Annotated in this window: 21 protein-coding genes and 8 tRNA genes; 7 read left to right on the top strand and 22 right to left on the bottom strand. The window is 64.5% G+C overall.

The features are described 5' to 3' along the window. Nucleotides 1–72: 72 nt before the first annotated feature. Nucleotides 73–480, bottom strand: a complete 408-nt coding sequence (locus FAZ98_RS06005; protein ID WP_158949679.1) for a gamma-glutamylcyclotransferase family protein — start codon at nucleotides 478–480, stop codon at nucleotides 73–75. A gap of 192 nt (nucleotides 481–672) precedes the next feature. On the opposite strand from FAZ98_RS06005, the gene FAZ98_RS06000 reads away from it, so the two are divergent. Beyond that, nucleotides 673–1,518 (top strand): AraC family transcriptional regulator, encoded by an 846-nt coding sequence (locus FAZ98_RS06000; RefSeq protein ID WP_158949677.1) that lies wholly within the window; start codon nucleotides 673–675, stop codon nucleotides 1,516–1,518. Between the two features lie 36 nt (nucleotides 1,519–1,554). Here FAZ98_RS06000 and FAZ98_RS05995 read toward each other — a convergent pair whose 3' ends face one another. The 9 genes from FAZ98_RS05995 to gltX all read right to left on the bottom strand — a co-directional run bounded on the left by FAZ98_RS05995 (nucleotide 1,555) and on the right by gltX (nucleotide 4,855). Continuing rightward, nucleotides 1,555–2,019, bottom strand: coding sequence for a GNAT family N-acetyltransferase (locus FAZ98_RS05995; protein WP_158949675.1), 465 nt, complete (start codon nucleotides 2,017–2,019; stop codon nucleotides 1,555–1,557). Between the two features lie 192 nt (nucleotides 2,020–2,211). Next, nucleotides 2,212–2,288, bottom strand: a tRNA-Asp gene (locus FAZ98_RS05990). Nucleotides 2,289–2,368: 80 nt separating this feature from the next. Beyond that, nucleotides 2,369–2,444: transfer RNA gene (locus FAZ98_RS05985), tRNA-Glu, on the bottom strand. A 69-nt stretch (nucleotides 2,445–2,513) separates the two neighbouring features. Then, nucleotides 2,514–2,590, bottom strand: a tRNA-Asp gene (locus FAZ98_RS05980). Nucleotides 2,591–2,674: 84 nt separating this feature from the next. Next, nucleotides 2,675–2,750: transfer RNA gene (locus tag FAZ98_RS05975), tRNA-Glu, on the bottom strand. Between the two features lie 80 nt (nucleotides 2,751–2,830). Next, nucleotides 2,831–2,907 (bottom strand) — tRNA-Asp (locus FAZ98_RS05970). A gap of 86 nt (nucleotides 2,908–2,993) precedes the next feature. After that, nucleotides 2,994–3,069: transfer RNA gene (locus tag FAZ98_RS05965), tRNA-Glu, on the bottom strand. Between the two features lie 57 nt (nucleotides 3,070–3,126). Then, a tRNA-Ala gene (locus FAZ98_RS05960) sits at nucleotides 3,127–3,202 on the bottom strand. A 234-nt stretch (nucleotides 3,203–3,436) separates the two neighbouring features. Continuing rightward, nucleotides 3,437–4,855 (bottom strand): glutamate--tRNA ligase, encoded by a 1,419-nt coding sequence (gene gltX, locus FAZ98_RS05955; RefSeq protein WP_158949673.1) that lies wholly within the window; start codon nucleotides 4,853–4,855, stop codon nucleotides 3,437–3,439. Between the two features lie 465 nt (nucleotides 4,856–5,320). Between gltX and FAZ98_RS05950 the strand changes: the two genes are divergently transcribed. After that, a complete protein-coding gene (locus FAZ98_RS05950) occupies nucleotides 5,321–6,259 on the top strand; it encodes a patatin-like phospholipase family protein (RefSeq protein WP_158949671.1) in 939 nt (312 codons plus the stop codon). A 162-nt stretch (nucleotides 6,260–6,421) separates the two neighbouring features. On the opposite strand, the gene FAZ98_RS05945 is transcribed toward FAZ98_RS05950, so the two are convergent. The 5 genes from FAZ98_RS05945 to FAZ98_RS05925 all read right to left on the bottom strand — a co-directional run bounded on the left by FAZ98_RS05945 (nucleotide 6,422) and on the right by FAZ98_RS05925 (nucleotide 12,900). Further along, a complete protein-coding gene (locus FAZ98_RS05945) occupies nucleotides 6,422–7,132 on the bottom strand; it encodes a C40 family peptidase (RefSeq protein WP_158949669.1) in 711 nt (236 codons plus the stop codon). A gap of 160 nt (nucleotides 7,133–7,292) precedes the next feature. After that, a complete protein-coding gene (locus tag FAZ98_RS05940; protein WP_233272673.1) occupies nucleotides 7,293–8,924 on the bottom strand; it encodes an ABC transporter ATP-binding protein in 1,632 nt (543 codons plus the stop codon). Next, nucleotides 8,921–9,937 (bottom strand): ABC transporter permease, encoded by a 1,017-nt coding sequence (locus FAZ98_RS05935; protein ID WP_233272698.1) that lies wholly within the window; start codon nucleotides 9,935–9,937, stop codon nucleotides 8,921–8,923. Before FAZ98_RS05935 ends, FAZ98_RS05940 begins: the two co-directional genes overlap by 4 nt. A 91-nt stretch (nucleotides 9,938–10,028) precedes the next feature. Beyond that, nucleotides 10,029–11,066 (bottom strand): microcin C ABC transporter permease YejB, encoded by a 1,038-nt coding sequence (locus FAZ98_RS05930; RefSeq protein WP_158949665.1) that lies wholly within the window; start codon nucleotides 11,064–11,066, stop codon nucleotides 10,029–10,031. Between the two features lie 25 nt (nucleotides 11,067–11,091). Then, entirely contained in the window at nucleotides 11,092–12,900 is a 1,809-nt protein-coding gene (locus FAZ98_RS05925) for an extracellular solute-binding protein (RefSeq protein WP_233272697.1), read from the bottom strand. A 192-nt stretch (nucleotides 12,901–13,092) separates the two neighbouring features. Here FAZ98_RS05925 and fabI point away from each other — a divergent pair, with 192 nt between their 5' ends. Then, nucleotides 13,093–13,881 (top strand): enoyl-ACP reductase FabI, encoded by a 789-nt coding sequence (fabI, locus tag FAZ98_RS05920; RefSeq protein WP_158949661.1) that lies wholly within the window; start codon nucleotides 13,093–13,095, stop codon nucleotides 13,879–13,881. A gap of 128 nt (nucleotides 13,882–14,009) precedes the next feature. Here the strand turns inward: fabI and FAZ98_RS05915 are convergent, their stop codons facing one another. The 7 genes from FAZ98_RS05915 to cysS all read right to left on the bottom strand — a co-directional run bounded on the left by FAZ98_RS05915 (nucleotide 14,010) and on the right by cysS (nucleotide 21,922). Beyond that, the gene (locus tag FAZ98_RS05915) at nucleotides 14,010–14,363 is read right to left on the bottom strand and encodes a hypothetical protein (RefSeq protein ID WP_158949659.1); all 354 of its coding nucleotides are present in this window, start codon (nucleotides 14,361–14,363) and stop codon (nucleotides 14,010–14,012) included. A 474-nt stretch (nucleotides 14,364–14,837) separates the two neighbouring features. Beyond that, nucleotides 14,838–14,931 (bottom strand) — tRNA-Ser (locus tag FAZ98_RS05910). A 199-nt stretch (nucleotides 14,932–15,130) separates the two neighbouring features. Beyond that, nucleotides 15,131–16,381, bottom strand: coding sequence for an aspartate kinase (locus tag FAZ98_RS05905; RefSeq protein WP_158949657.1), 1,251 nt, complete (start codon nucleotides 16,379–16,381; stop codon nucleotides 15,131–15,133). 544 nt (nucleotides 16,382–16,925) lie between these two features. After that, the gene (gene tilS, locus FAZ98_RS05900) at nucleotides 16,926–18,362 is read right to left on the bottom strand and encodes a tRNA lysidine(34) synthetase TilS (protein WP_158949655.1); all 1,437 of its coding nucleotides are present in this window, start codon (nucleotides 18,360–18,362) and stop codon (nucleotides 16,926–16,928) included. Between the two features lie 17 nt (nucleotides 18,363–18,379). Further along, the gene (locus tag FAZ98_RS05895) at nucleotides 18,380–19,351 is read right to left on the bottom strand and encodes an acetyl-CoA carboxylase carboxyltransferase subunit alpha (RefSeq protein ID WP_158949653.1); all 972 of its coding nucleotides are present in this window, start codon (nucleotides 19,349–19,351) and stop codon (nucleotides 18,380–18,382) included. Nucleotides 19,352–19,520: 169 nt separating this feature from the next. After that, complete coding sequence (locus FAZ98_RS05890) at nucleotides 19,521–20,477, bottom strand: endonuclease III domain-containing protein (protein ID WP_158949651.1); 957 nt, start codon at nucleotides 20,475–20,477, stop codon at nucleotides 19,521–19,523. Nucleotides 20,478–20,524: 47 nt separating this feature from the next. Beyond that, entirely contained in the window at nucleotides 20,525–21,922 is a 1,398-nt protein-coding gene (gene cysS / locus FAZ98_RS05885; protein WP_158949649.1) for a cysteine--tRNA ligase, read from the bottom strand. A 312-nt stretch (nucleotides 21,923–22,234) separates the two neighbouring features. Between cysS and FAZ98_RS05880 the strand changes: the two genes are divergently transcribed. From FAZ98_RS05880 to FAZ98_RS05865, 4 genes are all read left to right on the top strand, one after another. Continuing rightward, nucleotides 22,235–22,945, top strand: coding sequence for a tetratricopeptide repeat protein (locus tag FAZ98_RS05880; RefSeq protein ID WP_158949647.1), 711 nt, complete (start codon nucleotides 22,235–22,237; stop codon nucleotides 22,943–22,945). A gap of 61 nt (nucleotides 22,946–23,006) precedes the next feature. After that, the gene (locus FAZ98_RS05875) at nucleotides 23,007–23,588 is read left to right on the top strand and encodes a peptidylprolyl isomerase (protein ID WP_158949645.1); all 582 of its coding nucleotides are present in this window, start codon (nucleotides 23,007–23,009) and stop codon (nucleotides 23,586–23,588) included. A 212-nt stretch (nucleotides 23,589–23,800) separates the two neighbouring features. After that, on the top strand, nucleotides 23,801–24,295 hold the full coding sequence (locus tag FAZ98_RS05870) for a peptidylprolyl isomerase (protein ID WP_158949643.1): 495 nt from the start codon (nucleotides 23,801–23,803) through the stop codon (nucleotides 24,293–24,295). Nucleotides 24,296–24,340: 45 nt separating this feature from the next. Continuing rightward, complete coding sequence (locus FAZ98_RS05865) at nucleotides 24,341–25,138, top strand: UDP-2,3-diacylglucosamine diphosphatase (protein ID WP_158949641.1); 798 nt, start codon at nucleotides 24,341–24,343, stop codon at nucleotides 25,136–25,138. Nucleotides 25,139–25,158: the final 20 nt, after the last annotated feature.

Genomic DNA, 25,158 nt, shown 5'->3' with positions numbered 1-25,158 from the left:
AAAGGCCCGGCGGATGCGAATCCGCCGGGCCTTGTCGCTTATGAGGGTCGTTGCGGCGCGAAGCCGCGAACGTTATCGCGCGCGCCGATGCGCGACCCAGTCGCCGCCCGGGATCTCGGGTTTGTCCGCCACCGCGGCGGGGGCAACCGGATAGTAGAGGCACGCCACCCGCTCGCCCGCGACATCCACGCTCACTTCCTTCGAGACGAACAAACCGTCCACGCCCGGATACACCTGCTCGATCTCGTCGAGCACGGCGATCAGCGCGTCGTCGATTTCGTAGACGTCGCCGATCACGGTGCTGGCATCGGTGGCGCTCGCCACGATCATGCCCGGATACGTGCCGAAGTCGAACAACCGGCCCGCGAGCTTCGTCACGCCCACGTGACGCGGACGCGCGATCGCATGGCGTTCCGCGGCGAGATTGATGTCGTTGATTTCGCCCGCGCGCAGCGTGCCGTAGACGAACACATATTTCATGGCGTTGTTTCTCCTCGATGCCTGTAACCGTGCCGATAACCGTAGATGCTTCGGCATTATGCCCGCTCGATCGGCCCGTACGCGTTCCGACACGCCGCACGAGCCCGCATGAACGCGATCGCGCGCACGACTACAATGAGTCGCTCCACGCGCCATTTCACGCTTTCACGCCTCCACGCTCTCGCGCCGCCCATGCCTCATGAACTGCTCACGCCCGCGCCGCCCGACTCCGAACTCGTCGACATCCCGCCCGAGTTCGAGCCCGCGGTCGCGCATCCGATCCGCGTGCGCTCGCGGCCAATGGCGGCCGGCGTGCGCATCGCCCTGCACACGCACGCGTGGGCGCAACTCGCTTACGCGTCGCGCGGCGTGCTGCGCATGGCGACGCCCGGCACCACGTGGATGGTGCCGCCCTCGCGCGCGATCTGGGTGCCGCCGCTCGTCACGCACGAAGTTGTGATCGTCGAGGACGCATTTCTGCGCACGCTCTATGTCGACGAATCGGTGATACCGCCGGGTCTGGACGCGTGCCGCGTCGTCGAAGTCTCGGGCTTGCTGCGCGAGACCATCGCCGCGCTCGACGAGCCCGGCATCGCGCCCGCGCGCGAACGCCTGCTGGGCGCGCTCGCGCTCGACGAGATCACGCGTTCCGCGCCCTTGCCGCTCGCCGTGCCCATGCCCGAGGAAAAGCGCCTGCGTGCGCTCTGCGAAGCCTTGATCGCCGATCCAGCCGGTCCCGGCTCGCTCGAATACTGGGCCGCGCACGTGGGCGCGAGCACGCGCACGATCGCGCGGCTGTTTCGCCAGGAACTGGGCGTGAGCTTTTCGCAGTGGCGCCAGCAGGCGATCCTCGCGCGCGCGATTCCGCTGCTCAATCAGGGGCGGCCGATGGCGATCGTCGCGCAGGAACTCGGCTATCAAAGCCAGAGCGCGTTTTCGGCGATGTTCCGCCGCGCGTTCGGCCAGAGCCCGCGCGCCTTCATCGCGCGCGGCACCGACGATCGCCACGACGACGATCGCGACGACGAGACCTTCTAGTTCATCGCCAACGCCTGAGCCGGGCTTGAGCGCCCATCAAACGAGCCGCGTCATGTGCCGGATCGAACCGAGCCGCGCGAGCCGCGGTCCCGCCACGCGATAGCCTTTGCGCAGGTAGAGCCGCGCCGCCGGGTTATCGACGAATACGCGCAGTTGCAACTCGCGCAGCCCGCGCTCGCGGGCCCAGCGGTGCGAAATGTCCAGCAGGAAGGTGCCTGCGCCGTTGCCGCGATGGCCTTCGGCGATCTGCACGTCGCGAATATGCAGCGAGTCGCCCTCTTCGGTCACGCGCAAGACGCCGATCGCGCAACCATCGGCTTCGAGAATGAAGTTTTCGGATTCGCGATAGCTCGCGAGAAAGAGATCGCCGCGCCAGACGAGATGATGCCGCTGATAGTAGCCGCCCATGTTCCTGCGCGTGAGCGCTTCGGCGAACTCGAAGTCGTCCATGGAGGCGCGCCGCAACTGGAAACGCGACGGGATATCGTTCGGTGCGAACATGTCGGCAGCGGGAGAAACGAAGTTTCGACAACGCTACGATAACGCGCAGCCGCCGACAATGGCAGTTTGCACGTACGCGAACCGGAGAGCGAAGGCAGGATTGCGCCGATGAACTCGTAGGACTGCCGATCTCGCATGAGATGCAATCGCAAAAAGAAAAAGCCCGTTGGACGTATCCAACGGGCTTCGTTCTGGCGGAGCGGACGGGACTCGAACCCGCGACCCCCGGCGTGACAGGCCGGTATTCTAACCAACTGAACTACCGCTCCAGCTTGCTGCTACACCGGCGGGCGTCGGTTAGATCCCCGCTGGCGGCTTCGCCTTGCTGCTTTGGCGCCGCATTTTAATTTGGCGTCCCCTAGGGGATTCGAACCCCTGTACTCACCGTGAAAGGGTGATGTCCTAGGCCTCTAGACGAAGGGGACAACACAGGCACAAGCGCTAGCTTGCGCCTTGAACTACATGCTGCCCAACACTGCTGGACAACTCGAATCTGGCGGAGCGGACGGGACTCGAACCCGCGACCCCCGGCGTGACAGGCCGGTATTCTAACCGACTGAACTACCGCTCCAGTCTTGCTTCACTACTCACCGGCGGGCGTCGGTTAGATCCCGCTGGCGGCTTCGCCTTACTGCTTTGGCGCCGCATTTAAATCTGGCGTCCCCTAGGGGATTCGAACCCCTGTACTCACCGTGAAAGGGTGATGTCCTAGGCCTCTAGACGAAGGGGACAACATGGACATAAGCGTAGGCTTACACCTGTACAACTCTAACTAAAAAGCCCGCTCAATATTTCTGAACGGGCTTCTATCTGGCGGAGCGGACGGGACTCGAACCCGCGACCCCCGGCGTGACAGGCCGGTATTCTAACCAACTGAACTACCGCTCCAGTTCGACACATACAGATGGACGTTGGTTGATTTCCACCTGCCACCTCACCGGGATCATGACGATCTTACCGGCGACGCTCATGTCTGGCGTCCCCTAGGGGATTCGAACCCCTGTACTCACCGTGAAAGGGTGATGTCCTAGGCCTCTAGACGAAGGGGACATTGATCTTTGCAGATAATGCCTTTGCTACACTTTACTGCGTTTGTTCTTGTTCTGTTGGTGGAGGTAAGCGGGATCGAACCGCTGACCTCTTGCATGCCATGCAAGCGCTCTCCCAGCTGAGCTATACCCCCTTGCAGAACAGAAGCGAGATTTTAAACATCAATTTCGCTTTCGTCAAGAGCTTTTGAATCGTTTTTTGCAGCGCTTCGAAATTTTCTTCAAACTTCGTTGCCCGATTCTCCGGCTCTTTGCGTGAGTTTGACGGCTGGTCTGCCGTTTCTCGCGCTCCGTATTCAACGGAGCCCGAATACTACAAGAACTCTCGCCCGAGCGCTAGGGCCTGAGCGAAAAATTCGTCAAAAAATTTACTTATTGCCCGAAATTCCCTTTTCGAGGCGGCTCACCACCGCGTCACGGCCGAACAATACGAGCACCGCGTCCACCGAAGGCGTGTGCGTCGTGCCCGCCACGAGCAGACGCGCCGGCATGGCCAGTTGCGGCATCTTGAGCTTATGCGTCGCGAGCGTCGCCTTGAGGGCCGCCGAGACGCCCTCCTTCGTCCACTCTGCCGCCTTGAGCGCCGCCGCGAGATCGGTCAGCGCCGGGCGCACCGCGTCGGTGATGTGCTGCGCGAGCGCTTCCGCCTCGGGCTGCGGCTCGCGATAGAACATCAACGCGCTTTCGGCAATTTCCTTGATCGTGTTCGCGCGGTCCTTGAAGAGCGCGACCACGCCTTCGAGCGACGGCCCGTTCGCGAGCGCGGCTTCGTCCACGCCCAGCGCCGCGAAAAACGGCTTCGAGAGTTCCGCGAGCCGCGCGTTGTCCACTTCCTTGAGGTAGTGGTTGTTGAGCCAGTTGAGCTTGTTGTGGTCGTACTGCGCCGGCGACTTGCCGAGATGGTCGAGATCGAACCATTCGACGAACTGCTCGCGCGAAAACACTTCGGCGTCGCCGTGCGACCAGCCGAGGCGCGCGAGATAGTTGAGCACCGCTTCCGGCAGATAACCGGCGTCGCGATACCCCATCACGCTCATCGCGCCGTGGCGCTTGCTCATCTTTTCGCCCTGCTCGTTGAGCACGGTCGGCAAGTGCGCGTAGACCGGCGGTTCGGCGCCCAGCGCACGCAGGATGTTGATCTGGCGCGGCGTGTTGTTGACGTGATCGTCGCCGCGAATCACGTGCGTGATCTGCATGTCGAGGTCGTCCACGACCACGCAGAAGTTGTAGGTCGGCGTGCCGTCCGGGCGCGCGATCACGAGGTCGTCGAGTTCTTCGTTCGAGATTTCAACGCGGCCCTTCACGGCGTCGTCCCACGCCACGACGCCGGTGAGCGGATTGCGAAAGCGCAGCACCGGCTTCACGCCTTCGGGCGGCGTGGGCAGCACCTTGCCCGGCTCCGGACGCCACGTGCCGTCGTAGCGCGGCTTCTCGCCCGCTTCACGCTGACGCTCGCGCAGCGCGTCGAGTTCTTCCGTCGACATGTAGCACGGGTACACGAGGCCGTTCTGCTGCATTTGCGCCAGCACTTCGCGGTAACGGTCCATGCGCTGCATCTGGTAGAACGGGCCTTCGTCGAAGTCGAGGCCGAGCCACTGCATGCCTTCGAGAATCGCATCGACGGATTCGCTGGTCGAACGCTCGACGTCGGTATCTTCGATTCGCAGCACGAACACGCCCTCGTTGCGGCGCGCGAACGCCCACGGATACAGCGCGGAACGAATGTTGCCGAGGTGGATGAAGCCGGTCGGGCTCGGCGCGAAGCGGGTACGGACGGTTTGGGTCATGGACGATTACTCGAAGACGATGCCGGCCGGCGCACTGCCTTCGATACGACGGCAGCCACGGCGGCGGTGAACGGCGGAGGTTCGCGGCGCGAACGTCGCGCGCACAAAAGTATGGAAATTCGAGACCGGATTATACCCGCCGCATCCCGGTTCGGCCGGGCGGTGGGGGCGACATCGCGGCCCGGTGCGCCGCCCTTTCGCGCCTTTTTCCGGCTCGCCTCGCTACCTGTCGATGCGTTTCGACACACGGCCCCGGGCATGCCGATACGTGCACCGTGACCCCGCCGACATCCCGAAATGCAGTTCGAAGCCCCGCGACATATGGCGTTACACACGCGCTCGCAAAACGCGTTCGGCTTTGCCTTATGATGTCGGCGCGCCGCCACCCGCACGCGGCGTCGCGCGCGCTTCGAGCATCGCCCCCCAGCCGGACCCCGGCGGCGCGCGCCGCATGGAGAACCTTTTTTGAAGCCGTCATCGCACTCATCGAGCCGCCGCCACTTCTCGCTCGCGGCCGCCTCCACCGTCCTCGCCGCCTGCACGACCGCGGGCACGCAAACCGCCGGCAATCCGCCGCCCACGACCACGGCGCCGCCCGTGACGAAACCCGCACGGCCGATCCGCGTGGGCCTCGCGCTCGGTGGCGGCGCGGCGCGCGGCTTCGCGCACATCGGCGTGATCAAGGCGCTCGAGGCGCGCAACGTCCAGGTCGATCTGGTGGCGGGCACCAGCGCCGGGTCGGTGATCGCGGCGCTCTATGCGTCGGGCATGAACGGTTTCGCGATCAACAAACTCGCGCTGACGATGGACGAAGCCTCGATCAGCGACTGGGCGATGCCGTTCCGCACGCGCGGCATCCTGCAAGGCGTGGCGCTGCAGAACTTCGTCAACACCACGCTGCACGACCGCCCGATCGAAAAAATGGCGAAACCGCTCGGCGTGGTCGCCACGGATTTGCGCAACGGCCAGCCCATCCTGTTCCAGCGCGGCAATACCGGCATCGCGGTGCGCGCCTCGTGCAGCGTGCCGTCCATTTTCGAGCCGGTGAAGATCGGCGGGCATGAATACGTGGATGGCGGTCTCGTGAGCCCCGTGCCTGCGGCGTTCGCGCGCAAGATGGGCGCCGACTTCGTGATCGCCGTGGACATTTCGGCGCGCCCGGACACGGCCTCCACGCTGAGCCAGTTCGACGTGCTGATGCAGACCTTCACGATCATGGGCCAGACGATCAAGACCTACGAACTCGACAAATACGCCGACGTCGTGATCCGCCCGAGTCTCAACGCGATGTCGAGCAGCGACTTCACGCAGCGCAATGCGGCGATCCTGGCGGGCGAGGAAGCGGTTGCGCGCATGATGCCGGAGCTGGAGCGCAAGCTCGCCGCGGCGCGCGTAACGGCCTGAGCCGCAGCGCGCGCGTTGGCCTAGTCTGGCGCTCCGGTCTGGCGCTCATTACGGGCGCCAAAAACAAAAAGCCTGCTTCGCGAGAAGCAGGCTTTTCTTTTGCTCAAGCTACGACGAAGCGGTGGACGGCGTGCGGCAACGCACACCGACACCTCGCCGCGATCAGTTGCCGCCGTTCGGGTCGAACTGGGCGCTCACGCGCTGCTTGAGATTTTGCTGCTGGTCCGGCGTGAACGAGGCCTCGATACGGCGCGCGCCCTGGAAACGCTTTTCCCAGTAGTTGTCGTCGAGGTCGTCGACACGGATCGTGCTGCCGGTGGACGGCGAGTGCACGAACTTGTTGTCGCCGATATAGATGCCGACGTGCGAGAAGCTGCGGCGCATCGTGTTGAAGAACACGAGGTCGCCCGGCTTGAGGTTGCTCATGCTCACCTTCTCGCCCACGCGGCTCATTTCCTCGGCGCGGCGCGGCAGCGACATGCCCAGCGTGTCCTGGAACACGTAGCGCACGAAACCGCTGCAGTCGAGGCCGGAGTCCGGCGTGTTGCCGCCCCAGCGATAACGCACGCCAATCATGTTGAGCGCGCCCACGACGACGTCGCCGGCTTTGCCGGCCATGCCGGAAAGGAACGATCGTGCGCCGCTTTCAGCGGGAACCGGCGCTGCGGGAGCGGCCTGGTTCGCGTTCTGAAGCGCGTTTTGAATAGCGGGAATCGACGGGGAGATCGCCGAGTTACCCGGCGAAAATGAGGCATTCTGGTTAAAGCTGCTTAGATCGTCGGCGAATGCGCCTTGACTTGCTGCCATCAGTACGCCGATGAACATCCCGGCGACGGTGCGCGCGCAAGCCTGGGTCAGGTATCGGTGCTGCATGGGTCGGTAGAAATTGCCCGTAAATCAGGGAGTTAGAAGAAAAGTTTGGACGATACTAGCCAGTAAGTATTTGTGTGTCAAAACAAATAGAAAAATTCAATCGCGATAAGCACCTCATTGGTGAATTTCACTGAAATGCCCCCTAAAGTTCACGGAAGGGTCAGCGATCGAATGCGGCTTTCAATAATTTTCGGGTGTAAGGGTGCGCGGGGCTATCGAAGATATTCGAGACTTCTCCACTTTCGACGATAGTGCCGTTCTGCATCACAGCGACACGGTGCGCCATCGCACCGATCACCGCGAGATCGTGGCTGATGAACACATAGCCCAGGTTGTACTTGCGTTGCAAATCCGTCAACAATCGCAGCACCTGTTGCTGAATCGAAACGTCGAGTGCGCTGGTCGGTTCATCGAGTACGATCACGCGCGGCTCCAGCACCAGCGTGCGCGCGATGGCAATTCGCTGCCGTTGGCCGCCGGAAAACTCGTGCGGGTATCGTTGCAAAGCCGTGCGATCGAGTCCCACCTCGCGCAACACGCTCACGATGCGTTTGCGGCGTTCTTCCGCCGATAAATCGGGCCGGTGCAACGCGAGCCCCTCGCCCACGATGCGCTCGATGGTCTGGCGCGGCGAAAGCGAACTGAACGGGTCCTGAAAGACCACCTGGAGATGCGAGCGCAGCGTGAGCTTCTCGCGCCCCTGATAACTGCCGATCGGGCGCCCTTCGAACTCGATACTGCCGGCCACCGTGCGCTGCAAGCCGAGCATCGCCATCGCGAGGGTCGTTTTTCCCGATCCCGACTCGCCGACAATACCGAGTGTCTCGCCCTGGCGCACCGCGAGGCTCGCATCGTTCACCGCGCGAAAGCGCCCGGTTTGCCACCAGCCGCGAAATCCCGGCAGTTTCGTCGCGAAATCGACCATGACGTCCTGCGCCTGCAGCAGCACGGGCGCGATCGGCAACACGGGCAGCACGTGACGCTCGGGCCGGCTCGCGATCAGGCGCTGCGTGTACGCGTGCTGCGGCGACTCGAAAATCTGCTCGACTTCGCCCGACTCCACGAGCTTGCCCTGCTCCATCACCGCCACGCGCTGCGCGAAGCGCCGCACGAGGTTGAGATCGTGCGTGATGAGCAGCACTGACATGCCGCGCCGCTCGGCCTCCTCGCGCTGCAACTCGAGCAGCAGGTCGACGATCTGGCCGCGAATGGTCACGTCGAGCGCCGTGGTGGGTTCGTCGGCGAGCAACAGGCGTGGACGGCACGCGAGCGCCATCGCGATCATCACGCGCTGCCGCTGCCCGCCCGAAAGCTGATGCGGATAGCTCGACACGCGTCGCCGCGCCTCCGTGATGCCGGTGCGCTCCAGCAGCGCCACCGCGCGCTCGTAGGCGGCCTTCTTCGCCACGCCGTCGTGCAGCACGATGGTTTCCGCGATCTGCTCGCCGATCGTGTAGAGCGGATTGAGCGCGGTCATCGGCTCCTGAAAGATCATGGCGATGTCGCTGCCGCGCAGGCCGCGCATGGCGCGCTCGCTCTTTGCCAGCAGGTCGTCGCCGTCGAGCCGGATCGCTCCCGTGGTGCGCGCGTCCTGCACGAGCCGCAGGATCGACAGCGCGGTGACGGTCTTGCCCGAGCCCGATTCGCCGACGAGCGCCACGCGCTCGCCGCGTCCGATGGCGAGCGTGACGTCGTCGACGGCCAGCGTCTCGCCGAAGCGCACGCTGAGGTGCTCGATCGACAGCAAGGGCGCACCGGGGGACGCGGCGATGTCGTTGGGCACGGCGCTCACTGATTGCCTCCGGCCTTCATCGCGTCGGAGATGCGGGTGTCGAGCGCGTTGCGCAACGCGTCGCCGATAAACGTGAGCAGCAGCAGCGTGGCGACCAGCACGCCGAAGGTCGAGAGCGCGATCCACCATGCGTCGAGATTGCGCTTGCCCTGCGCGAGCAGCTCGCCCAGGCTCGGCGTGGGCGCAGGCACGCCCAGACCGAGAAAGTCGAGGCTCGTGAGCGCGAGGATCGCGCCGCTCATACGAAACGGCAAGAACGTGATGACGGGCGTGAGGCTGTTGGGCAGCACATGGCGCCAGATGATCTGCCAGTTCGACAGTCCCATCGCGCGCGCCGCCAGCACGTAATCCTGATTGCGATTGCGCAGGAATTCCGCGCGCACGTAATCGGACAGACCGATCCAGCCGAACAGCGAGAGCAGCACGATCAGCAGCACGAAGCCCGGCTCGAAGATCGCCGCGAAGATGATCAGCAGATACAGCTCGGGCAGCGAGCTCCAGATTTCGATCAGCCGTTGCCCGACGATATCGACCTTGCCGCCGAAGTAGCCCTGCACCGCGCCCGCGAGCACGCCGAGCACCGTGCCGATGAACGTGAGCACGAGCGCGAAGATCACCGAGACGCGGAAGCCGTAGAGCAGCCGTGCGAACAGGTCGCGCCCGCTTTCGTCGGTGCCGAGCCAGTTCTGGCGCGACGGCGGCGCCGGGTTCGGCACCTTCGCGAAGTAGTTGAGCGTGTCGTAGTAATACGGATTCGGCGGATAGAGCGCGAAATTGCCCGGCGCGTTGAAGCGCTTGCGGATGAACGGGTCGAGGTAATCGGCGGGCGTGGGGAAATCGCCGCCGAAGGCCGTCTCCGGATAATCCTTGAAGAGCGGGAAATACAGGTGCCCTTCGTAGCGCACGACGAGCGGCTTGTCGTTGCACCAGAGCGGCCCGGCGAGACTCGCCGCGAACGCCACGAGAAAAACGATCAGGCTCCAGTAACCCAGACGCTGCTGCCTGAAGCGCATCCACACGCGCTTCGCGGGCGTGGGCGACTTGAAGGCGCGTACGCTTTCGGTACGCAGTTCGGGCTCGGCGCCGGCGCGGACTCGGTTCAAATCAGCGCTCCAGTTGTTCGAATTGAATGCGGGGATCGACCCACACGTAGCAAAGATCGGAAATCAATTTGGTCAGGAGTCCGATCAACGTGAAAAGGTACAGCGTGCCGAGCACGACGGGATAATCGCGCCGCACGACGGACTCGTACGAGAGCAGCCCGAGGCCGTCGAGCGAAAACAGCGTCTCGATCAGCAGGCTGCCCGTGAAGAACGCGCCGATGAACGCGGCCGGGAAGCCCACCACGAGCGGCAGCAAGGCGTTGCGGAACACGTGTTTCCAGAGCACCGTACGCTCCGACAAGCCCTTCGCGCGCGCGGTGAGCACGTACTGGCGGCGAATCTCTTCGAGGAAGGCGTTCTTGGTCAGCATCGTCGTAACGGCGAAACTGCCTACGACGGAAGCGGTCACGGGCAGCGCGATATGCCAGAGATAGTCGAGCACCTTGCCGCCGAGCGAGAGCGTGTCCCAGTTGTCCGAAGTGAGATTGCGCAGCGGGAACAGTTGCAGGAAGGTGCCGCCACCGAACAGCACGAGCAGCAGCACGCCGAGCACGAAGCCCGGAATCGCGTAGCCCACGAGCACCACGAGACTCGTCACGAGATCGAAATGCGAGCCGTTGCGCACTGCTTTCGCGATGCCCAACGGCACCGATATCAGATACGTGAGGAAGAAGGTCCAAAGGCCGATGCTGATCGACACGGGCAGCTTCGAGACGATCAGCGACCACACGCTCTGATGATGAAAATAGCTTTGCCCGAGATCGAAACGCGCGAAGCGGCTCAGCATGAGCACGTAGCGTTGCAGCGGCGGCTTGTCGAAGCCGTAAAGCTGCTTGAGTTGCGCGATCTGCTGCGCGTCCACGCCCGAATGCGCGCGCATGCCGAACGGCATGCCCTGCTCCGCGCCGCGCCGCAGCTCGCGCACGGCCTGCTCGACGGGGCCGCCCGGCACGAACTGGATCACCGCGAATGTCAGCGTGAGGACGCCGAGCAAGGTGGGGATCATCAGCAGCAGGCGTTTGACGATGTAGCTCCACATGATTCGATCGGTTCCGTCGTTGTCGTCAATGTTGAGCGGCTTGCGCGGGCGCGGCCTGCGGCTTGCGCCACCAGGTGGAGATGATCCAGTCGCCCGCGCCATAGTACAGCGGCAATTTCGCCGGATACGCCAGCGTGTTGCGATACGCCACGCGGTGCGTCGCGCTGTACCACTGCGGCACCACATAGTAGCCGTGCATCAGCACCCGGTCGAGCGCGTGGGTGGCGTCGAGCAATTGCTCCAGCGTCTGCGCCTGCGTGAGCGCCTTGAGGATCGCGTCGATGGCGAGAGATTTCACGCCGATCAGATTGCCCGAGCCCGCCTCGTCGGCGGCCTTGCTGCCGAAGCGGTCGACCTGCTCCGCGCCCGGCACCTGCACGTCGGGGAACTTGATGGTCGTCATGTCGAAGTCGAAGGCGTCGAGCCGCTTCTGATACAGCGCGAAATCCACCGACCGGTAGTTCACCTGGATACCGAGCCGCTTGAGCGCCTGCGTGTACTGCGCCATGATCGGCGCCCACTGCGAGGAGGCGGCCGTGTCGTCGAGCACTTCGAACGTGAACGGCTCGCCCTTCGCGTTACGCAGCGCGCCGTCGCGGTAGGTCCAGCCCGCATCGGCGAGCAACTGGCGCGCTTGCAGCAGATTCGCACGCAGCGAACCGGGCGGCGTGGTGACGGGCTGCACCGGCGGCGGCCCGAACACGGCCGGATCGAGCGACTTGCGCCACGGGTCGAGCAGCGCCAGTTCGCCCGGCGACGGCAGGCCCTTCGGTTGCAACGGCGTATTCGCGAACCAGCTGTCGAGCCGCCGGTACTGGCTATAGAACAGCATGCGGTTGAGCCACTGAAAGTCGAGCGCGAGGTCGAGTGCGTGGCGCACGCGCACGTCCTGGAACACGGGCTTGCGCAGATTCATGACGAAGCCCTGCATGCCCGTGCCGTTGTGCTGCGGGAATTCGCGCTTGATGAGCTCGCCGCTGTCGAAGCGCTTGCCCACGTCGCGCCGCACCCAGTTGCGCGAGACGTTCTCGACGAGCGCATCGTATTCGCCGGCCTTGAACGCCTCGAGGCGCGCGACATCGTCGGAATACAGCTTGTAGGTGATGCGCGTGAAGTTGTTGGTGCCCACGCGCACGGCCAGATCCTTACCCCAGTAGTTCGGATCGAGCTGATAAGTGATGGTGCGGCCGTTCGAATAACGGTCGATCACATACGGGCCACTGCCGATGGGCGGCTCGAACGCCAGCTGGTCGAACGCGATGCGGCTGCCGTCCGGGCGCATGCCCCACTTGTGCGAGAACACCGGCATGCCGCCCGCGATCAGCGGCAGCTCGCGATTGTTCGACTTGAACTCGAAGCGGATGGTGGCCGGGTCGACCACCACCGCGCGCGTGATCTCGCTGAAATAGGCTTGCATCGAAGGCGCGGCCTGGCGGCTCTTCAGCGTGTCGAGCGAGAACTTCACGTCGGCGGCGGTGACCGGGTCGCCGTTCGAGAAATGCGCACGCGGATTGATGTGAAACGTGACGGAGAGCGCGTCGGGCGCGATGCGGATATCGTCGGCGAGCAGACCATACGCCGAAGCGACTTCGTCCATGCTGCCCGTGGTGAGGCTTTCGAACAGCATGCCGAGGCCGGGCGCGGCGTTACCGCGCAGCGTGAACGGATTGAACTTGTCGAAACTCGTGAGCCGGTCCGGGTTCGCGAGCACGAGCGTGCCGCCCTTCGGCGCATCGGGGTTGACGTAGTCGAAATGCGTGAAACCCTGCGGGTATTTGGGCGCGCCGTATTGCGCGATGGCGTAGACGGCGTGCGCCGAAGGCATCGTCGCCATCCCGAACGCGAGCGCCACGCCCGCCGCCGCCAGCCCCTTCGCAAGCGCGCCACGCGCCGTTCCGCCAAGCGTTCGAATCGTCATAGAAAGGGATTTGTCCGGGCAGCCTTGTCAGTTGTGAGAGAATTCTACCCAAACCTCGCGGCGCCGCCCCACAGGCGCCCGACGCATTGACCTGATTTAGGAGAATTCATGGGCTTCCTCGCTGGCAAACGCATCCTGTTGACCGGCCTGCTGTCGAACCGTTCGATCGCGTACGGCATCGCGCAGGCGTGCAAGCGCGAAGGCGCGGAACTGGCGTTCACGTACGTTGGCGACCGCTTCAAGGATCGCGTCACGGAGTTCGCGCAGGAGTTCGGCAGCGACCTCGTGTTCCCCTGCGATGTCGCCGACGACGCGCAGATCGAGGCCCTTTTCGTGGACCTCAAGAAGCACTGGGATTCGCTCGACGGTCTCGTTCACTCGATCGGCTTCGCGCCGCGCGAAGCGATCGCGGGCGACTTCCTCGACGGCATGACGCGCGAAAACTTCCGCATCGCCCACGACATCTCGGCCTACAGCTTCCCCGCACTCGCGAAAGCCGCCAAGCCGATGCTCTCGTCGAACGCTTCGCTGCTCACGCTGACCTATCTCGGCGCCGAGCGCGCGATCCCGAACTACAACACGATGGGCGTCGCGAAGGCCGCGCTCGAAGCGAGCGTGCGTTATCTCGCAGTCGCGCTCGGCACGCAAGGCGTGCGCGTCAACGGCATTTCGGCGGGCCCGATCAAGACGCTCGCGGCCAGCGGCATCAAGGGCTTCGGCAAGATTCTCGACTTCGTCGAAACGAACGCCCCGCTCCAACGCAACGTGACGATCGAACAAGTGGGCAACTCGGCCGCGTTCCTGCTCTCCGACCTTTCGTCGGGCGTGACGGCCGAAATCATGCACGTCGATTCGGGCTTCAACGCCGTGGTCGGCGGGATGGCCGGACTCGAATGACACGGGTGTTCGCTGCGTAGATCCGCGTCGTTGCGCAGGCAACGGCTGCAATAAAAAAGCCGCCCCTTGGGCGGCTTTTCTTTTGTGCGCCACGCGAAGCGCGCGACGCCAATACTCGCTGGATCGGCTTAGTGCCAGTGTCCGGGAGGACCGCCGTGATCCCAGTGACCACGGCCGGGGCCAGGGCCGCGACCATAGCCGCCACCATGATGGCGATACCAGTCGTCACGCGCCCAGTAGCGGCGGCCGTCCCAGTAACGGTCGCCGTGCCAGCCGATCACGATGGCCGGTGCCGCATACACGGGCGCCGGCTGATAGACGACGGGCGGCGGAGGCGGCGGCGCATAGACCGGCTGCGGCGCGACATACACGGGCGCAGGAATACCGATGTTGACGCCAACGCTCACGTGGGCCATGGCAGCGCTCGACGCACCAATAGCCAAACCCCCGAGCAGCACTGCAACGACGCGTGGGAACTTCATGAACTCACCTTTCGGGTTGATGTTTTGTTGAAGCCAATATAGCGCAGGCACTTTGGCCGGCGTATTTCAAACTTGTAATAACTGATGCACAACACTGCGCACGAGCGATGACGTTACGTCTCGTTACACTGACGCGGGCTGGCTGCGGCGCCGCGAGAATAGCACTGCTCGCCGCATCGTGCCGTCGAAACCGCAGCGGCTTGCCGCGAATTGCGAACCGACGCGCGAAGCTCTACGCAATATCGGCAAGCGGATGAAAATCTTTCGCCCGTGCAACATGAGCACACGGCGTGCCCCACGACGCGCATCACCGAAACGGACACGGCACGCCACAATGCCTGGGATTCCTGACTATTGATCGGCATGCAATGCGATCACATGTGCATCTCGCCCACCGTGCCTTTGCACGTCGCGCGAAGGACAAAAGAAAAACCCCGCAAGCCTTTCGACTTGCGGGGTTTCCACCGCCATTTCTGGCGGAGACGGAGGGATTCGAACCCTCGATCCAGGTTTTGGCCCAGATGCTCCCTTAGCAGGGGAGTGCCTTCGACCTCTCGGCCACGTCTCCCGAAAACTTCGTTCGCGCCAGGGAGGCAGCGCAACGAAGCCAAGATAATAGCGGGTTAAGACGCCCCGGTCAATTCATAAGACGCTTTTTTGCAGATTTTTTTCTGCAACCGCACAAGCCATGCGGCGCCCTGATTTCAAGACCGAAAAACCTCGTCATCCCCGCGTCATACAACGTCGGTCGAACGACGAACCGACGCTCAAGCCTGCTCGAGTTCGAATGCCTTGTGCAGCGCACGAACCGCCAGTTCCATGTACTTCTCGTCGATCAGCACCGAGATCTTGATCTCCGACGTCGAGATCATCTGGATGTTGATGCCTTCTTCCGAAAGCGTGCGGAACATCTTGCTCGCCACGCCCACGTGCGAGCGCATGCCCACGCCCACCACGGAAACCTTCGAGACCTTCGCGTCGCCGAGCACCTTCTCCGCGCTCACGTGGCCTTGCACGGTGTTCTTGAGCACGTCGACGGCGCGTTGATAGTCGCCGCGCGGCACCGTGAACGTGAAGTCGGTCTTGCCGTCCACGCTCTGGTTCTGAATGATCATGTCGACGTCGATGTTCGCATCCGCCACCGGGCCGAGGATCTGATACGCGATGCCGGGCTTGTCGGGCACACCCGCCACGATGATACGGGCCTCGTCGCGCTGGAACGCGATACCCGAGATGACTGCTTTTTCCATGGTCTCGTCTTCTTCAAAAGTGATCAGGGTGCCCGACTTCATTTCCGCGTCGAGGTCCATCATCGGATCGGTCAGGCTCGAGAGCACGCGCGTCTTCACCTGATACTTGCCTGCGAATTCCACCGAGCGGATCTGCAGCACTTTCGAGCCGAGGCTGGCCATTTCCAGCATCTCTTCGAAGGTGATGCGATCGAGCCGGCGCGCGTCGTCCACCACGCGCGGGTCGGTCGTGTAAACGCCGTCCACGTCGGTATAGATCAGGCATTCGTCCGCTTCGAGCGCGGCTGCCACGGCCACGGCCGAGGTGTCCGAACCGCCGCGGCCGAGCGTCGTGATGTGGCCTTCGGGGTCGATGCCCTGGAAGCCCGTGATCACGACCACCTTGCCGGCATCGAGGTCGGCCAGCACGCGCTCGCCGTCGATGTCGTTGATGCGCGCCTTCGTGAAGGCGCTGTCGGTTTTGACCGGCACTTGCCAGCCCGTGTAGCTGATGGCGTCGACGCCCGCTTCCTGCAGGGCGATCGACAGCAGGCCGACGCTCACCTGTTCGCCGGTCGCCGCAATCATGTCGAGCTCGCGCGGACTCGGTTGCGCCGAGATCTCTTTCGCGAGACCGAGCAGACGATTCGTTTCGCCGGACATCGCCGAAGGCACGACGACCATCTTGTGGCCAGCCTTGTGCCATTTCGCGACGCGCTTGGCGACGTTCTTGATGCGCTCCGTCGAGCCCATCGAGGTGCCGCCGTATTTATGTACGATGAGTGCCATTGTCGTTCTGAACTGGAGATGTTTCCGCGCTGGCGCACTGAAAGACGGCGCCGCCCGGACTTCGCGGCCTGGCGACCGTTTCATGCAGCGCGTGCAGCACGCGCGGGATTGTCCTCAGGGGCGTCAAGATCCGCCGCCTCGCGACCCGAGCCGTGGCCCCGATCGAAACGAAACGCGCGCGCAGCGTGTGCTGCCCATGTCTTGAAACGCGCCCTGCCCGCATGCCGCTACGACGTCCCTGCAACCGTCGGATACCGCTCGAAGGAAAAATCGCGCCTTCACTGCAGACACCGCTTTTGACGGCGTCCGTGAACGCGAAAAAGCGGGCTGGACAAACGAGTTACCCTACCCGAATGACGCCAAAATTACAAGGCGGAACTCGCGTGCGAGGCGGCAAAAACACTTGCCTGGCAAGGATTTGCGGGAGATCGGCCGAGGTAGGGCCACGAAAGCGGCGCGCAGCCCGAGGGATAGCCGGTAATTCCTGCCGATGTCGTTCCGATGTCGTGCCGAGGTCCGCCGGTCCGGTTTGGATCACGCTGGATCACGCGATCGTCAGATCCTCGCGCCATTCGATACGGCGCCAGCCCGTGACCGCCTGCGGGTCGAGCGCCCCGAACGCCGAGCGATTCACGCCGATCCGGGGCACGAACAGGAGCGTCTCGCCGAGATACAGCAGCGGCACATCGCGCTCCCACGCGGGCACACCGCGCATTTGAAACAGATTCTTGAGCGTGCGGCTCACGTTGGCCGCCTCGTCGCGCAAACGCTCGCCGCCGCTGCGCTCGCGCGCGACGAGCGGCGCGCGCAGCAGCACGGCTTCGGGCACCGCATCGGCGTCGTCGGCGCTCGCGGGCGCGAACACGTAGGTGCCGCGCCACGCGGGCAAGCGCCAGATTTCCTGACCGCGCCAGCGTAGTTCGGCATGCGGGCGCGCCGGCGCCGGATCGACTGCGGCGCGCGGCGCATCCCACGACACCAGCCCGCGATAACACCGCAACTGCTGACCGGCGTGATCGACGCGCAAGGCGTGATCGTTCGGCGTGTCGGCGGCCCGCGCGTCGCCGTGCGCGATCTCGCGCAACTGGCGCAGCGCGTCGTTCAGCCGCGCCGTGGAAGCGGCGGGCAGCCCGAGCGAACGCATCCAGTAGCGCAGCAGATTCAAGGCGCGCGCGTCGTCGAGCGCGACCAGCGCCGCATGCGACAGCGCGCGCCCGTCGTCGCGCGCGATCTCGCGCAAATCGATCTGCGCGAGGTCGTCGAGCAAACGCTGCGAGGCGGCCGCGTGGGCCGCTGTGCGCGCGAGCGCCTCGCGATAACCGGGAAAGTGCGCGGCGAGCGCCGGCATCACGTCGTGACGCAAGGCGTTGCGCGCATAGCGGGTGTCGTCATTCGATTCGTCGTCGATCCAGCGCAGATCGTACGCATGCGCATAGCGCTCCAGTTGCGCGCGCAACAAACCCAGCAGCGGGCGCATGCGCGGCACGCCGCCTTCGACCGCGCGCACCGGCGCCATCGCCGCGAGGCCGGCGAGGCCCGCGCCGCGCAACCATTGCAGCAACACGGTTTCGGCTTGATCGTCGGCATGCTGGGCGAGCCAGAGCGCCGCGACGCCGTGCTCCGCGCACATCGCGTCGAGCGCCCGGTAGCGCGCGTCACGCGCGGCCGCTTCGATACCCGCCGCGGCGTCGCGTGCGACCTCCACGCGGCGCGCATCGAACCTCACGCCATAGGCGCGCGCGGTCGCCGCGCAGTGCGCGAGCCAGGCATCGGCATGAGGACTGAGGCCGTGGTGCACATGCAGCGCGACCACGCGCGCCGCGCCCGCCGCCCGCACGGCGGCGTCGAGCAACACCGAGGAATCGAGGCCGCCGCTATATGCGACGGCGATACGCGCCTCGAATGGCAGCGCAGAAAGCACGACGCCGAGCGCGTCGAGAACGATGCGCCCGGCGTGCGGGTCGGAATGCGGCGTCGGCATGACGCGACGGCGGTGCGTTACGCGCCCGGCGTCGTTTCCTTGTACTTGCCGTAGGCCATCAGGCGCTCGTAACGACGCTCCTTCAGTTCGGCAATGCTCATGCCCTGGAACTGGCGCAGCGAGTCGGAGAGCGCGCGGCGCAGCAGCGCGGCCATGCCCTTCGGGTCACGATGCGCGCCGCCGAGCGGCTCGTTCACGATCTTGTCGATCAGGCCGAGCGCCTTCAGACGATGCGCGGTCAGACCCAGCGCCTCGGCCGCTTCGGGCGCCTTCGCGGCGCTCTTCCACAGGATCGACGCGCAGCCTTCCGGCGAGATGACCGAGTAGGTCGAGAATTGCAGCATCATGACCGTGTCGGCCACGGCGATCGCGAGCGCGCCGCCCGAACCGCCCTCGCCGATGATCGTCGTGATGATCGGCGTCTTGAGTTCGGCCATGACGTACAGATTGCGGCCGATAGCTTCCGACTGGCCGCGCTCTTCCGCGCCGATGCCCGGGTACGCGCCCGGCGTGTCGACGAACGTGAAGATCGGCAGGCCGAACTTCTCGGCGAGGCGCATCAGACGCTCGGCCTTGCGATAGCCTTCCGGACGCGGCATGCCGAAGTTGCGCGCGGCGCGCTCCTTCGTGTCGCGGCCCTTCTGCTGGCCGATCACCATGCACGGCTGGCCGCTGAAGCGCGCGAGCCCGCCGACGATCGACAGGTCGTCCGCGTACGAGCGGTCGCCGTGGAGTTCGTGAAAATCGGTGAACAGCTCATGCACGTAATCGAGCGTGTACGGACGCTGCGGATGGCGCGCGATCTGCGAAACCTGCCACGGGCTCAGGTTGGCGTAGAGGTCCTTCGTGAGCTGCTGGCTCTTCTTCGACAGCCGCTCGATTTCTTCCGAAATATCGACGGCCGAATCGTCCTGAACGAAGCGCAATTCTTCGATCTTCGCTTCCAGCTCAGCGATCGGCTGTTCGAAATCCAGAAACGTGGTCTTCATGATGATAGGGAATCCTTCAACTTTGCGGCAGCGCGTATTCTAACCGCGACCGCTGTCGCCGAAATCGGCCAAGAACTATCGACACAACTGGTTCGATAGGATTATTCTTAACTCAAAACTGATGCAGCAAGACAGGCGCCCGCACCGCCACGCAGGGCGGAGCGCGCCTTCACGACGGTTCGAGGCTGCGCCACATGTACCAGGTCGCGACAGTTCGCCACGGCTCCCAGTTCGCCGCGACCTCGCGCGCTTCGCTGCGCGTGACGGGTTCGCCACTGAAATAATTGACGCTGATCGCGCGGATCAGGCCGAGATCGTCGAGCGGCAGCACGTTCGGCCGCGCGAGATTGAAGATCAGGAACATCTCGGCGGTCCAGCGACCGATGCCGCGGATCGCCGTGAGTTCGGCGATCACGTCTTCGTCGTCCATGCTCGTCCACTTGCCAACATGGAGCGCGCCCGAGACGAAATGCTGCGCGAGATCGAGGATGTATTCCGTCTTGCGCTTCGACAGACCGCACGCCGCCAGCTTCTCGTGACCGAGCTTGAGGAACTGCTGCGGCACGAGTTTCGGGCACGCGGCTTCCACGCGCTGCCAGAGCGCCTGCGCGGCCGCCGTGGAAATCTGCTGACCGACGACCGAGCGCGCGAGCGTGACGAACGGATCGTCGCGGCTCAGCAGATGCACCGGACCGAATTTCGGAATCAGCTTCTTGAGGATACGGTCGCGCTTGACCAGGTCGGCGCACGCCTTGTCCCAGTAGTCGGGACGCTGCACCTCGAATTCGAGATCGCCGAGCGCGGCCGCGGCTGGCTCCACCGTTTCGAGCGCGGCGGGCTTCTCGAGCGCCGCGTCGATGGCGGCGCCTTCGAGCGCATGCGCCGCACCGTTGGCCTTCGCGCGGGCGGACCTGGGCGCCGCCTTCACGGGCTCCTTCGCCAACTCCTTCGCGCCCGCATGGCTCGCACCATTGGCCGCGCGCTTCGCGTCGGCGCTCTTGCCCGCGTCCTTCGCCTTCGCGTCGCCGCTGCGCGCGGCGCGCTTCATCACCGTGCCCGCCTCACCCGCTGCGGCGCCCGTTAGCGACGCAGACCGTTTGGTCTGCGTCTTCGTGGCCGTTGCCATCCTGCCTCCTGCCTCGCGAATCGATCAGTGGAAACTGGACAGCCCGCTCACACGCGGCGCCACTCGGTCAACCCGCCCGGTTTGTCTTCGAGCGCGACACCGGCATCGAGCAGTTCGGCCCGGATCCGGTCCGCCTCCGCATACTGCTTTGCCTGCTTCGCCGCCGTGCGCGCGGCGATCTGCGCTTCGATCGCGGCCACGTCGAGCGCGCCCGCCTCCTGCGCACCCGCGGCCTGCTGCAGGAATGCGCGCGGCTCGCGCACGAGTACGCCGATCACGCGCGCGAGTTGCTGCAACTGACGCGCGAGCGCGGGCTCGCCCGTGCGGTTCACTTCGGTTGCGAGTTCGAACAGCACGGCGATCGCCACCGGCGTGTTGAAGTCGTCGTTCATCGCCGCCTGGAAACGCTGCGCGTACGCTTCGTTCCAGTCGAGCGGGTTCGCGTCCGGCGCGGCGTCCTTCAACGCCGTGTACAGCCGCGTGAGCGCGTTCTTCGCGTCGTCGAGATGCACGTCGCTGTAATTCAGCGGCGAGCGGTAATGCGCGCGCGCCATGAAGAAACGCACGACCTCGGCATCGTACTTCGCGAGCACTTCGCGGATCGTGAAGAAGTTGCCGAGCGACTTCGACATCTTCTCGTTGTCGATATTCACGAAGCCGTTATGCATCCACGTGTTGACGAACGTCTTGCCGGTCGCGCCCTCGCTTTGCGCGATTTCGTTTTCATGGTGCGGGAACTGCAGGTCCTGACCGCCGCCGTGAATGTCGAAATGATCGCCGAGCAAGGTGCAGCCCATCGCCGAACACTCGATGTGCCAACCGGGCCGGCCGCGCCCGTACTTCGAGTCCCAGCTCGTGTCGGCCGGCTCTTCCGGTTTTGCCTGTTTCCACAGGACGAAGTCAAGCGGATCCTGCTTGGCATCGTTCGTCGCCACACGTTCGCCCGCGCGCAGGTCCTCGAGCGACTTGCCCGAGAGCGCGCCGTAATGCGCGAACTTGCGCACGGCGTAGTTCACGTCGCCGTCCTTGCCCTGATACGCGTAGCCGTTCTGCTCGAGCTTGCCGATCATGTCGAGCATCTGCGGGATGTACTGCGTCGCGCGCGGCTCGTGATCGGGACGCTGCACGCCCAGCGCGTCTGCGTCTTCATGCAGCGCGGCGATGAAACGGTCGGTGAGCGCGCGGATCGTCTCGCCGTTTTCCACGGCGCGGCGAATGATCTTGTCGTCGATGTCGGTAATGTTACGGACATAGGTCACGTCGTAACCGAGCGTGCGCAGCCAGCGCTGCACGATGTCGAACACCACCATCACCCGCGCATGCCCCACGTGACAATAGTCGTACACCGTCATGCCGCAGACGTACATGCGTACGACGCCGGGCACGAGAGGCGCGAAAGTTTGCTTGTCACGCGCGAGCGTGTTGTAGATGCGCAGTGATTCCATAAAGACGATGGATACGTGGGTCGAGATAAACCGCGAGGGAAGCGCGTCGGCACCAGGTGCAGCCGGCGGGTGCGTAGCACCGCGTTGCTCAGGCTGCCGCTTGCCGGTACCCGCCATGCGAACCAACCTGCAACTGGGCGGAGACGACCACGAGTGGCGAAAGAAAGCCTGGCGATTCCTGCTGCGCAACCCGAAATGCCCGGACTTGAAGCCCCGAAAATGAAGCAACGTCTGGCAAGGGACAAAGCGCGCGACGAAACGCACAGACCTTTTGTTAGAATGGCTCGGAGTATAACACCGCGACCTCACCCTATGAAACCTTCCAGCGGCCGCGCGCGTCGCGCTGCGACCCTTGCCGCGTCGGCTCTCGCGAGCGTCGCGTTCGTGCTGTGCAGCGCGCGCATCGCCCATGCCGCACCGCCCGCCACGTCCGACTCCACGCCCGGCGCCGACACCGCCATCGCCCAGCGCGACTGGTCCTCGGCGCTGAGCCAGCTCGATGCGCGCATCCAGTCGAATCCCCGCGACGTGCAGGCGAAATTCAAGCGCGCGACCATCCTTGCGCGCATGAATCGCGACGACGACGCGATCGAAGCCTTCACCGAACTCACGCAGCAGTATCCCGAGCTGCCCGAGCCGTACAACAACCTCGCCACGCTGTACGCGAAGCACGGCCGCTACGAAGAGGCGCGCGTCGCGCTGGAAACGGCCACCAAGGCGAATCCTTCGTACGGTCTCGCGTGGGAAAATCTCGGCGATCTGTACCTGCGTCTCGCCGACGCATCGTACAAGCGCGCCCAGGCGACCGGCCACACGAGCGGCCCGACCGCGCAGCGCCTCGCCGACCTCGAGAAGATCGTCTCGCCGCCGCCCTCGCAAAAGAAAAAGCGCGCCGCCGCGGCCGACGACACCTCGAACACCGGCTCGAAATACATCACGCCTACGCTGAACAATCCGGCGTTCCAGTTCGGCGGCCCGACCGGGTCGCTTGCGATGCCGCCCTTCGTGGCGCCATCGAACTAAGCCGCGGCGCGCATGCCGCATGCGCGTCTCGACTCGTTTTCCCGTACTTCCGAGGATACTCATGAAATGGTTGATGTTGGCGCTCGGCAGCGCCGCCCTGATCGCGAACGCACCCGCCTTTGCGCAGGCCCCCACGGCGGCCGCGCATCCGCAAGTGCTATTCAAGACCAGTGAAGGCGACATTCGCGTCGAGCTGTACCCGGAGAAAGCGCCGAAGACCGTCGACAACTTCCTGCAGTACGTGAAATCCGGCCAGTACAACGGCACGATCTTTCATCGCGTGATTCGCGGCTTCATGATCCAGGGCGGCGGCTACACGACGAGCTTCGTCGAGAAGCCCACGCGCGCGCCCATCGCGCTGGAAAGCAAGAACGGCCTGAAGAACACCACGGGCACGATCGCCATGGCACGCACGAGCGACCCGAATTCGGCCACGGCGCAGTTCTTCATCAATACCGTCGACAATGCCGGCCTCGACTATCCGAATCCGGACGGCAACGGTTACGCCGTGTTCGGCAAGGTCACGCAGGGTATGGACGTCGTGAAGAAGATCGAAGCGGCGCCCACCATTTCGCGCGGCCCGATGGGCGACGTGCCGCAGAAGGAAATCGTGATCCAGTCGGCGAGCGTCGTCGGCAAGTAAGCGGCACCCGGGCAACCACGAAAGCAGCAACCACGCCCGCCAGGAAGCAGTCCTCTCACGTCGGGTTGCCGTTACGGCGGCCCGATCCGGGCGCGAACCGCGCCCACTCCCGTCGCACGGTCGCGGCGGCGGCACACGCGCAGGCTCGACGCCTCGCCTCGTGCCGGCGCCGCACCGTCCTTCCCCCCAAGCCACAGGCAAAGGATTCCATCATGGTCGAACTGCACACGAACCACGGCGTCATCAAGCTCGAACTGAACGCCGAGAAGGCCCCGAAGACGGTCGCCAACTTCCTCAACTACGTGAAGAACGGCCACTATGACGGCACGGTGTTCCACCGCGTCATCGACGGGTTCATGATCCAGGGCGGCGGTTTCGAAGCCGGCATGAAGCAAAAGCCGACCGAAGCGTCGATCGAAAACGAAGCGAACAACGGCCTGAAGAACGAACTCGGTTCGATCGCCATGGCACGCACCAACGACCCGCATTCGGCGAGCGCGCAGTTCTTCATCAACGTGGCCGACAACGACTTCCTGAACCACTCGTCGCCCACGCCGCAGGGCTGGGGTTACGCCGTGTTCGGCAAGGTGGTCGACGGCCTCGACGTGGTCGAGAAGATCAAGAAGGTCAAGACGGGTTCGAAGGGCTTCCATCAGGACGTGCCCGTCGACGACGTCGTGATCGAGAAGGCCGTGATCGTCGACTAACGACGGCACCGCCACGTTTTCACTCTTACGCGCACTCTTTCATCGATGCTGCAGGAAAAGGCCTTACGAGACGCTGCCGCGGGCGTGCCCGGCGAGGGCAAGCGCCCGCATGCGGCGCGTCCGTTTCTGTTCATTTCCGATCTGCATCTGAATGACGGGATTCCGCGCACGGTCGCCGCGTTCGAACACTTCATCCGGGTCACGGCCGATCAGGCCGACTCGGTGTTCATACTCGGCGACCTCTTCGAATACTGGATCGGCGACGACATGCTCGACGATCCGTTCGTCGCGCGCATGGCCGCGTTGATGCACACGCTCTCCGAGCGCGGCATCGCGCTCTACATCATGCACGGCAACCGCGACTTCCTGATGGGCAAGCGCTTCATGAAAGCCGCGGGCGCGATTTATCTGCCCGACCCCATCGCGATCACCGCGTTCGGCACGCGCGTCGCGCTCGCGCACGGCGACGCCATGTGCACCGACGACCGCGGCTATCAGCTCTTTCGCAAGCTCGCGCGCAACCGCATGCCGCAACTGTTCTTTCTCGCGTGGCCGTTTCGCTGGCGCAAGGCACTCGCCGAACGCGCGCGGCGCGCGAGCGAAATGCGCCGCGAGGGCCCGCGTCTGCCGAAATACGACGTGACCGCGCGCGGCGTGGCGGCGCTCTTCAAGCGCGCCCGTACGAATACGATGATTCACGGCCACACGCACCGCCCCGCGCGCCACCAGGAACCGGGGGGTACGCGCTGGGTGCTGGCCGACTGGGACCTCGATCACGGCGCGCCGCGCGGCGGTTATCTGCGCGTGGATGCCGAGGGGTTCCGCATGTTGCCGCTCGACTGAGGCCGGAGCGCGCCTTGGTC

This window comes from Paraburkholderia acidisoli, from assembly GCF_009789675.1.
GTDB lineage: Bacteria > Pseudomonadota > Gammaproteobacteria > Burkholderiales > Burkholderiaceae > Paraburkholderia > Paraburkholderia acidisoli.
This window is presented reverse-complemented; position numbering and strand designations above follow the sequence as displayed.

Coding starts and splice junctions, on each gene's coding strand:
- FAZ98_RS05945 (WP_158949669.1), bottom strand. CDS start 7,132: ATGCAGCACCGATACCTGACCCAGGCTTGCGCGCGCACCGTCGCCGGG.
- tilS (WP_158949655.1), bottom strand. CDS start 18,362: ATGCCGACGCCGCATTCCGACCCGCACGCCGGGCGCATCGTTCTCGAC.
- FAZ98_RS05935 (WP_233272698.1), bottom strand. CDS start 9,937: ATGCGCTTCAGGCAGCAGCGTCTGGGTTACTGGAGCCTGATCGTTTTT.
- FAZ98_RS06005 (WP_158949679.1), bottom strand. CDS start 480: ATGAAATATGTGTTCGTCTACGGCACGCTGCGCGCGGGCGAAATCAAC.
- FAZ98_RS05930 (WP_158949665.1), bottom strand. CDS start 11,066: ATGTGGAGCTACATCGTCAAACGCCTGCTGCTGATGATCCCCACCTTG.
- FAZ98_RS05870 (WP_158949643.1), top strand. CDS start 23,801: ATGGTCGAACTGCACACGAACCACGGCGTCATCAAGCTCGAACTGAAC.
- FAZ98_RS05865 (WP_158949641.1), top strand. CDS start 24,341: ATGCTGCAGGAAAAGGCCTTACGAGACGCTGCCGCGGGCGTGCCCGGC.
- FAZ98_RS05925 (WP_233272697.1), bottom strand. CDS start 12,900: ATGGCGACGATGCCTTCGGCGCACGCCGTCTACGCCATCGCGCAATAC.
- FAZ98_RS05880 (WP_158949647.1), top strand. CDS start 22,235: ATGAAACCTTCCAGCGGCCGCGCGCGTCGCGCTGCGACCCTTGCCGCG.
- FAZ98_RS05905 (WP_158949657.1), bottom strand. CDS start 16,381: ATGGCACTCATCGTACATAAATACGGCGGCACCTCGATGGGCTCGACG.
- FAZ98_RS05890 (WP_158949651.1), bottom strand. CDS start 20,477: ATGGCAACGGCCACGAAGACGCAGACCAAACGGTCTGCGTCGCTAACG.
- FAZ98_RS06000 (WP_158949677.1), top strand. CDS start 673: ATGCCTCATGAACTGCTCACGCCCGCGCCGCCCGACTCCGAACTCGTC.
- fabI (WP_158949661.1), top strand. CDS start 13,093: ATGGGCTTCCTCGCTGGCAAACGCATCCTGTTGACCGGCCTGCTGTCG.
- FAZ98_RS05875 (WP_158949645.1), top strand. CDS start 23,007: ATGAAATGGTTGATGTTGGCGCTCGGCAGCGCCGCCCTGATCGCGAAC.
- cysS (WP_158949649.1), bottom strand. CDS start 21,922: ATGGAATCACTGCGCATCTACAACACGCTCGCGCGTGACAAGCAAACT.
- gltX (WP_158949673.1), bottom strand. CDS start 4,855: ATGACCCAAACCGTCCGTACCCGCTTCGCGCCGAGCCCGACCGGCTTC.
- FAZ98_RS05915 (WP_158949659.1), bottom strand. CDS start 14,363: ATGAAGTTCCCACGCGTCGTTGCAGTGCTGCTCGGGGGTTTGGCTATT.
- FAZ98_RS05995 (WP_158949675.1), bottom strand. CDS start 2,019: ATGTTCGCACCGAACGATATCCCGTCGCGTTTCCAGTTGCGGCGCGCC.
- FAZ98_RS05895 (WP_158949653.1), bottom strand. CDS start 19,351: ATGAAGACCACGTTTCTGGATTTCGAACAGCCGATCGCTGAGCTGGAA.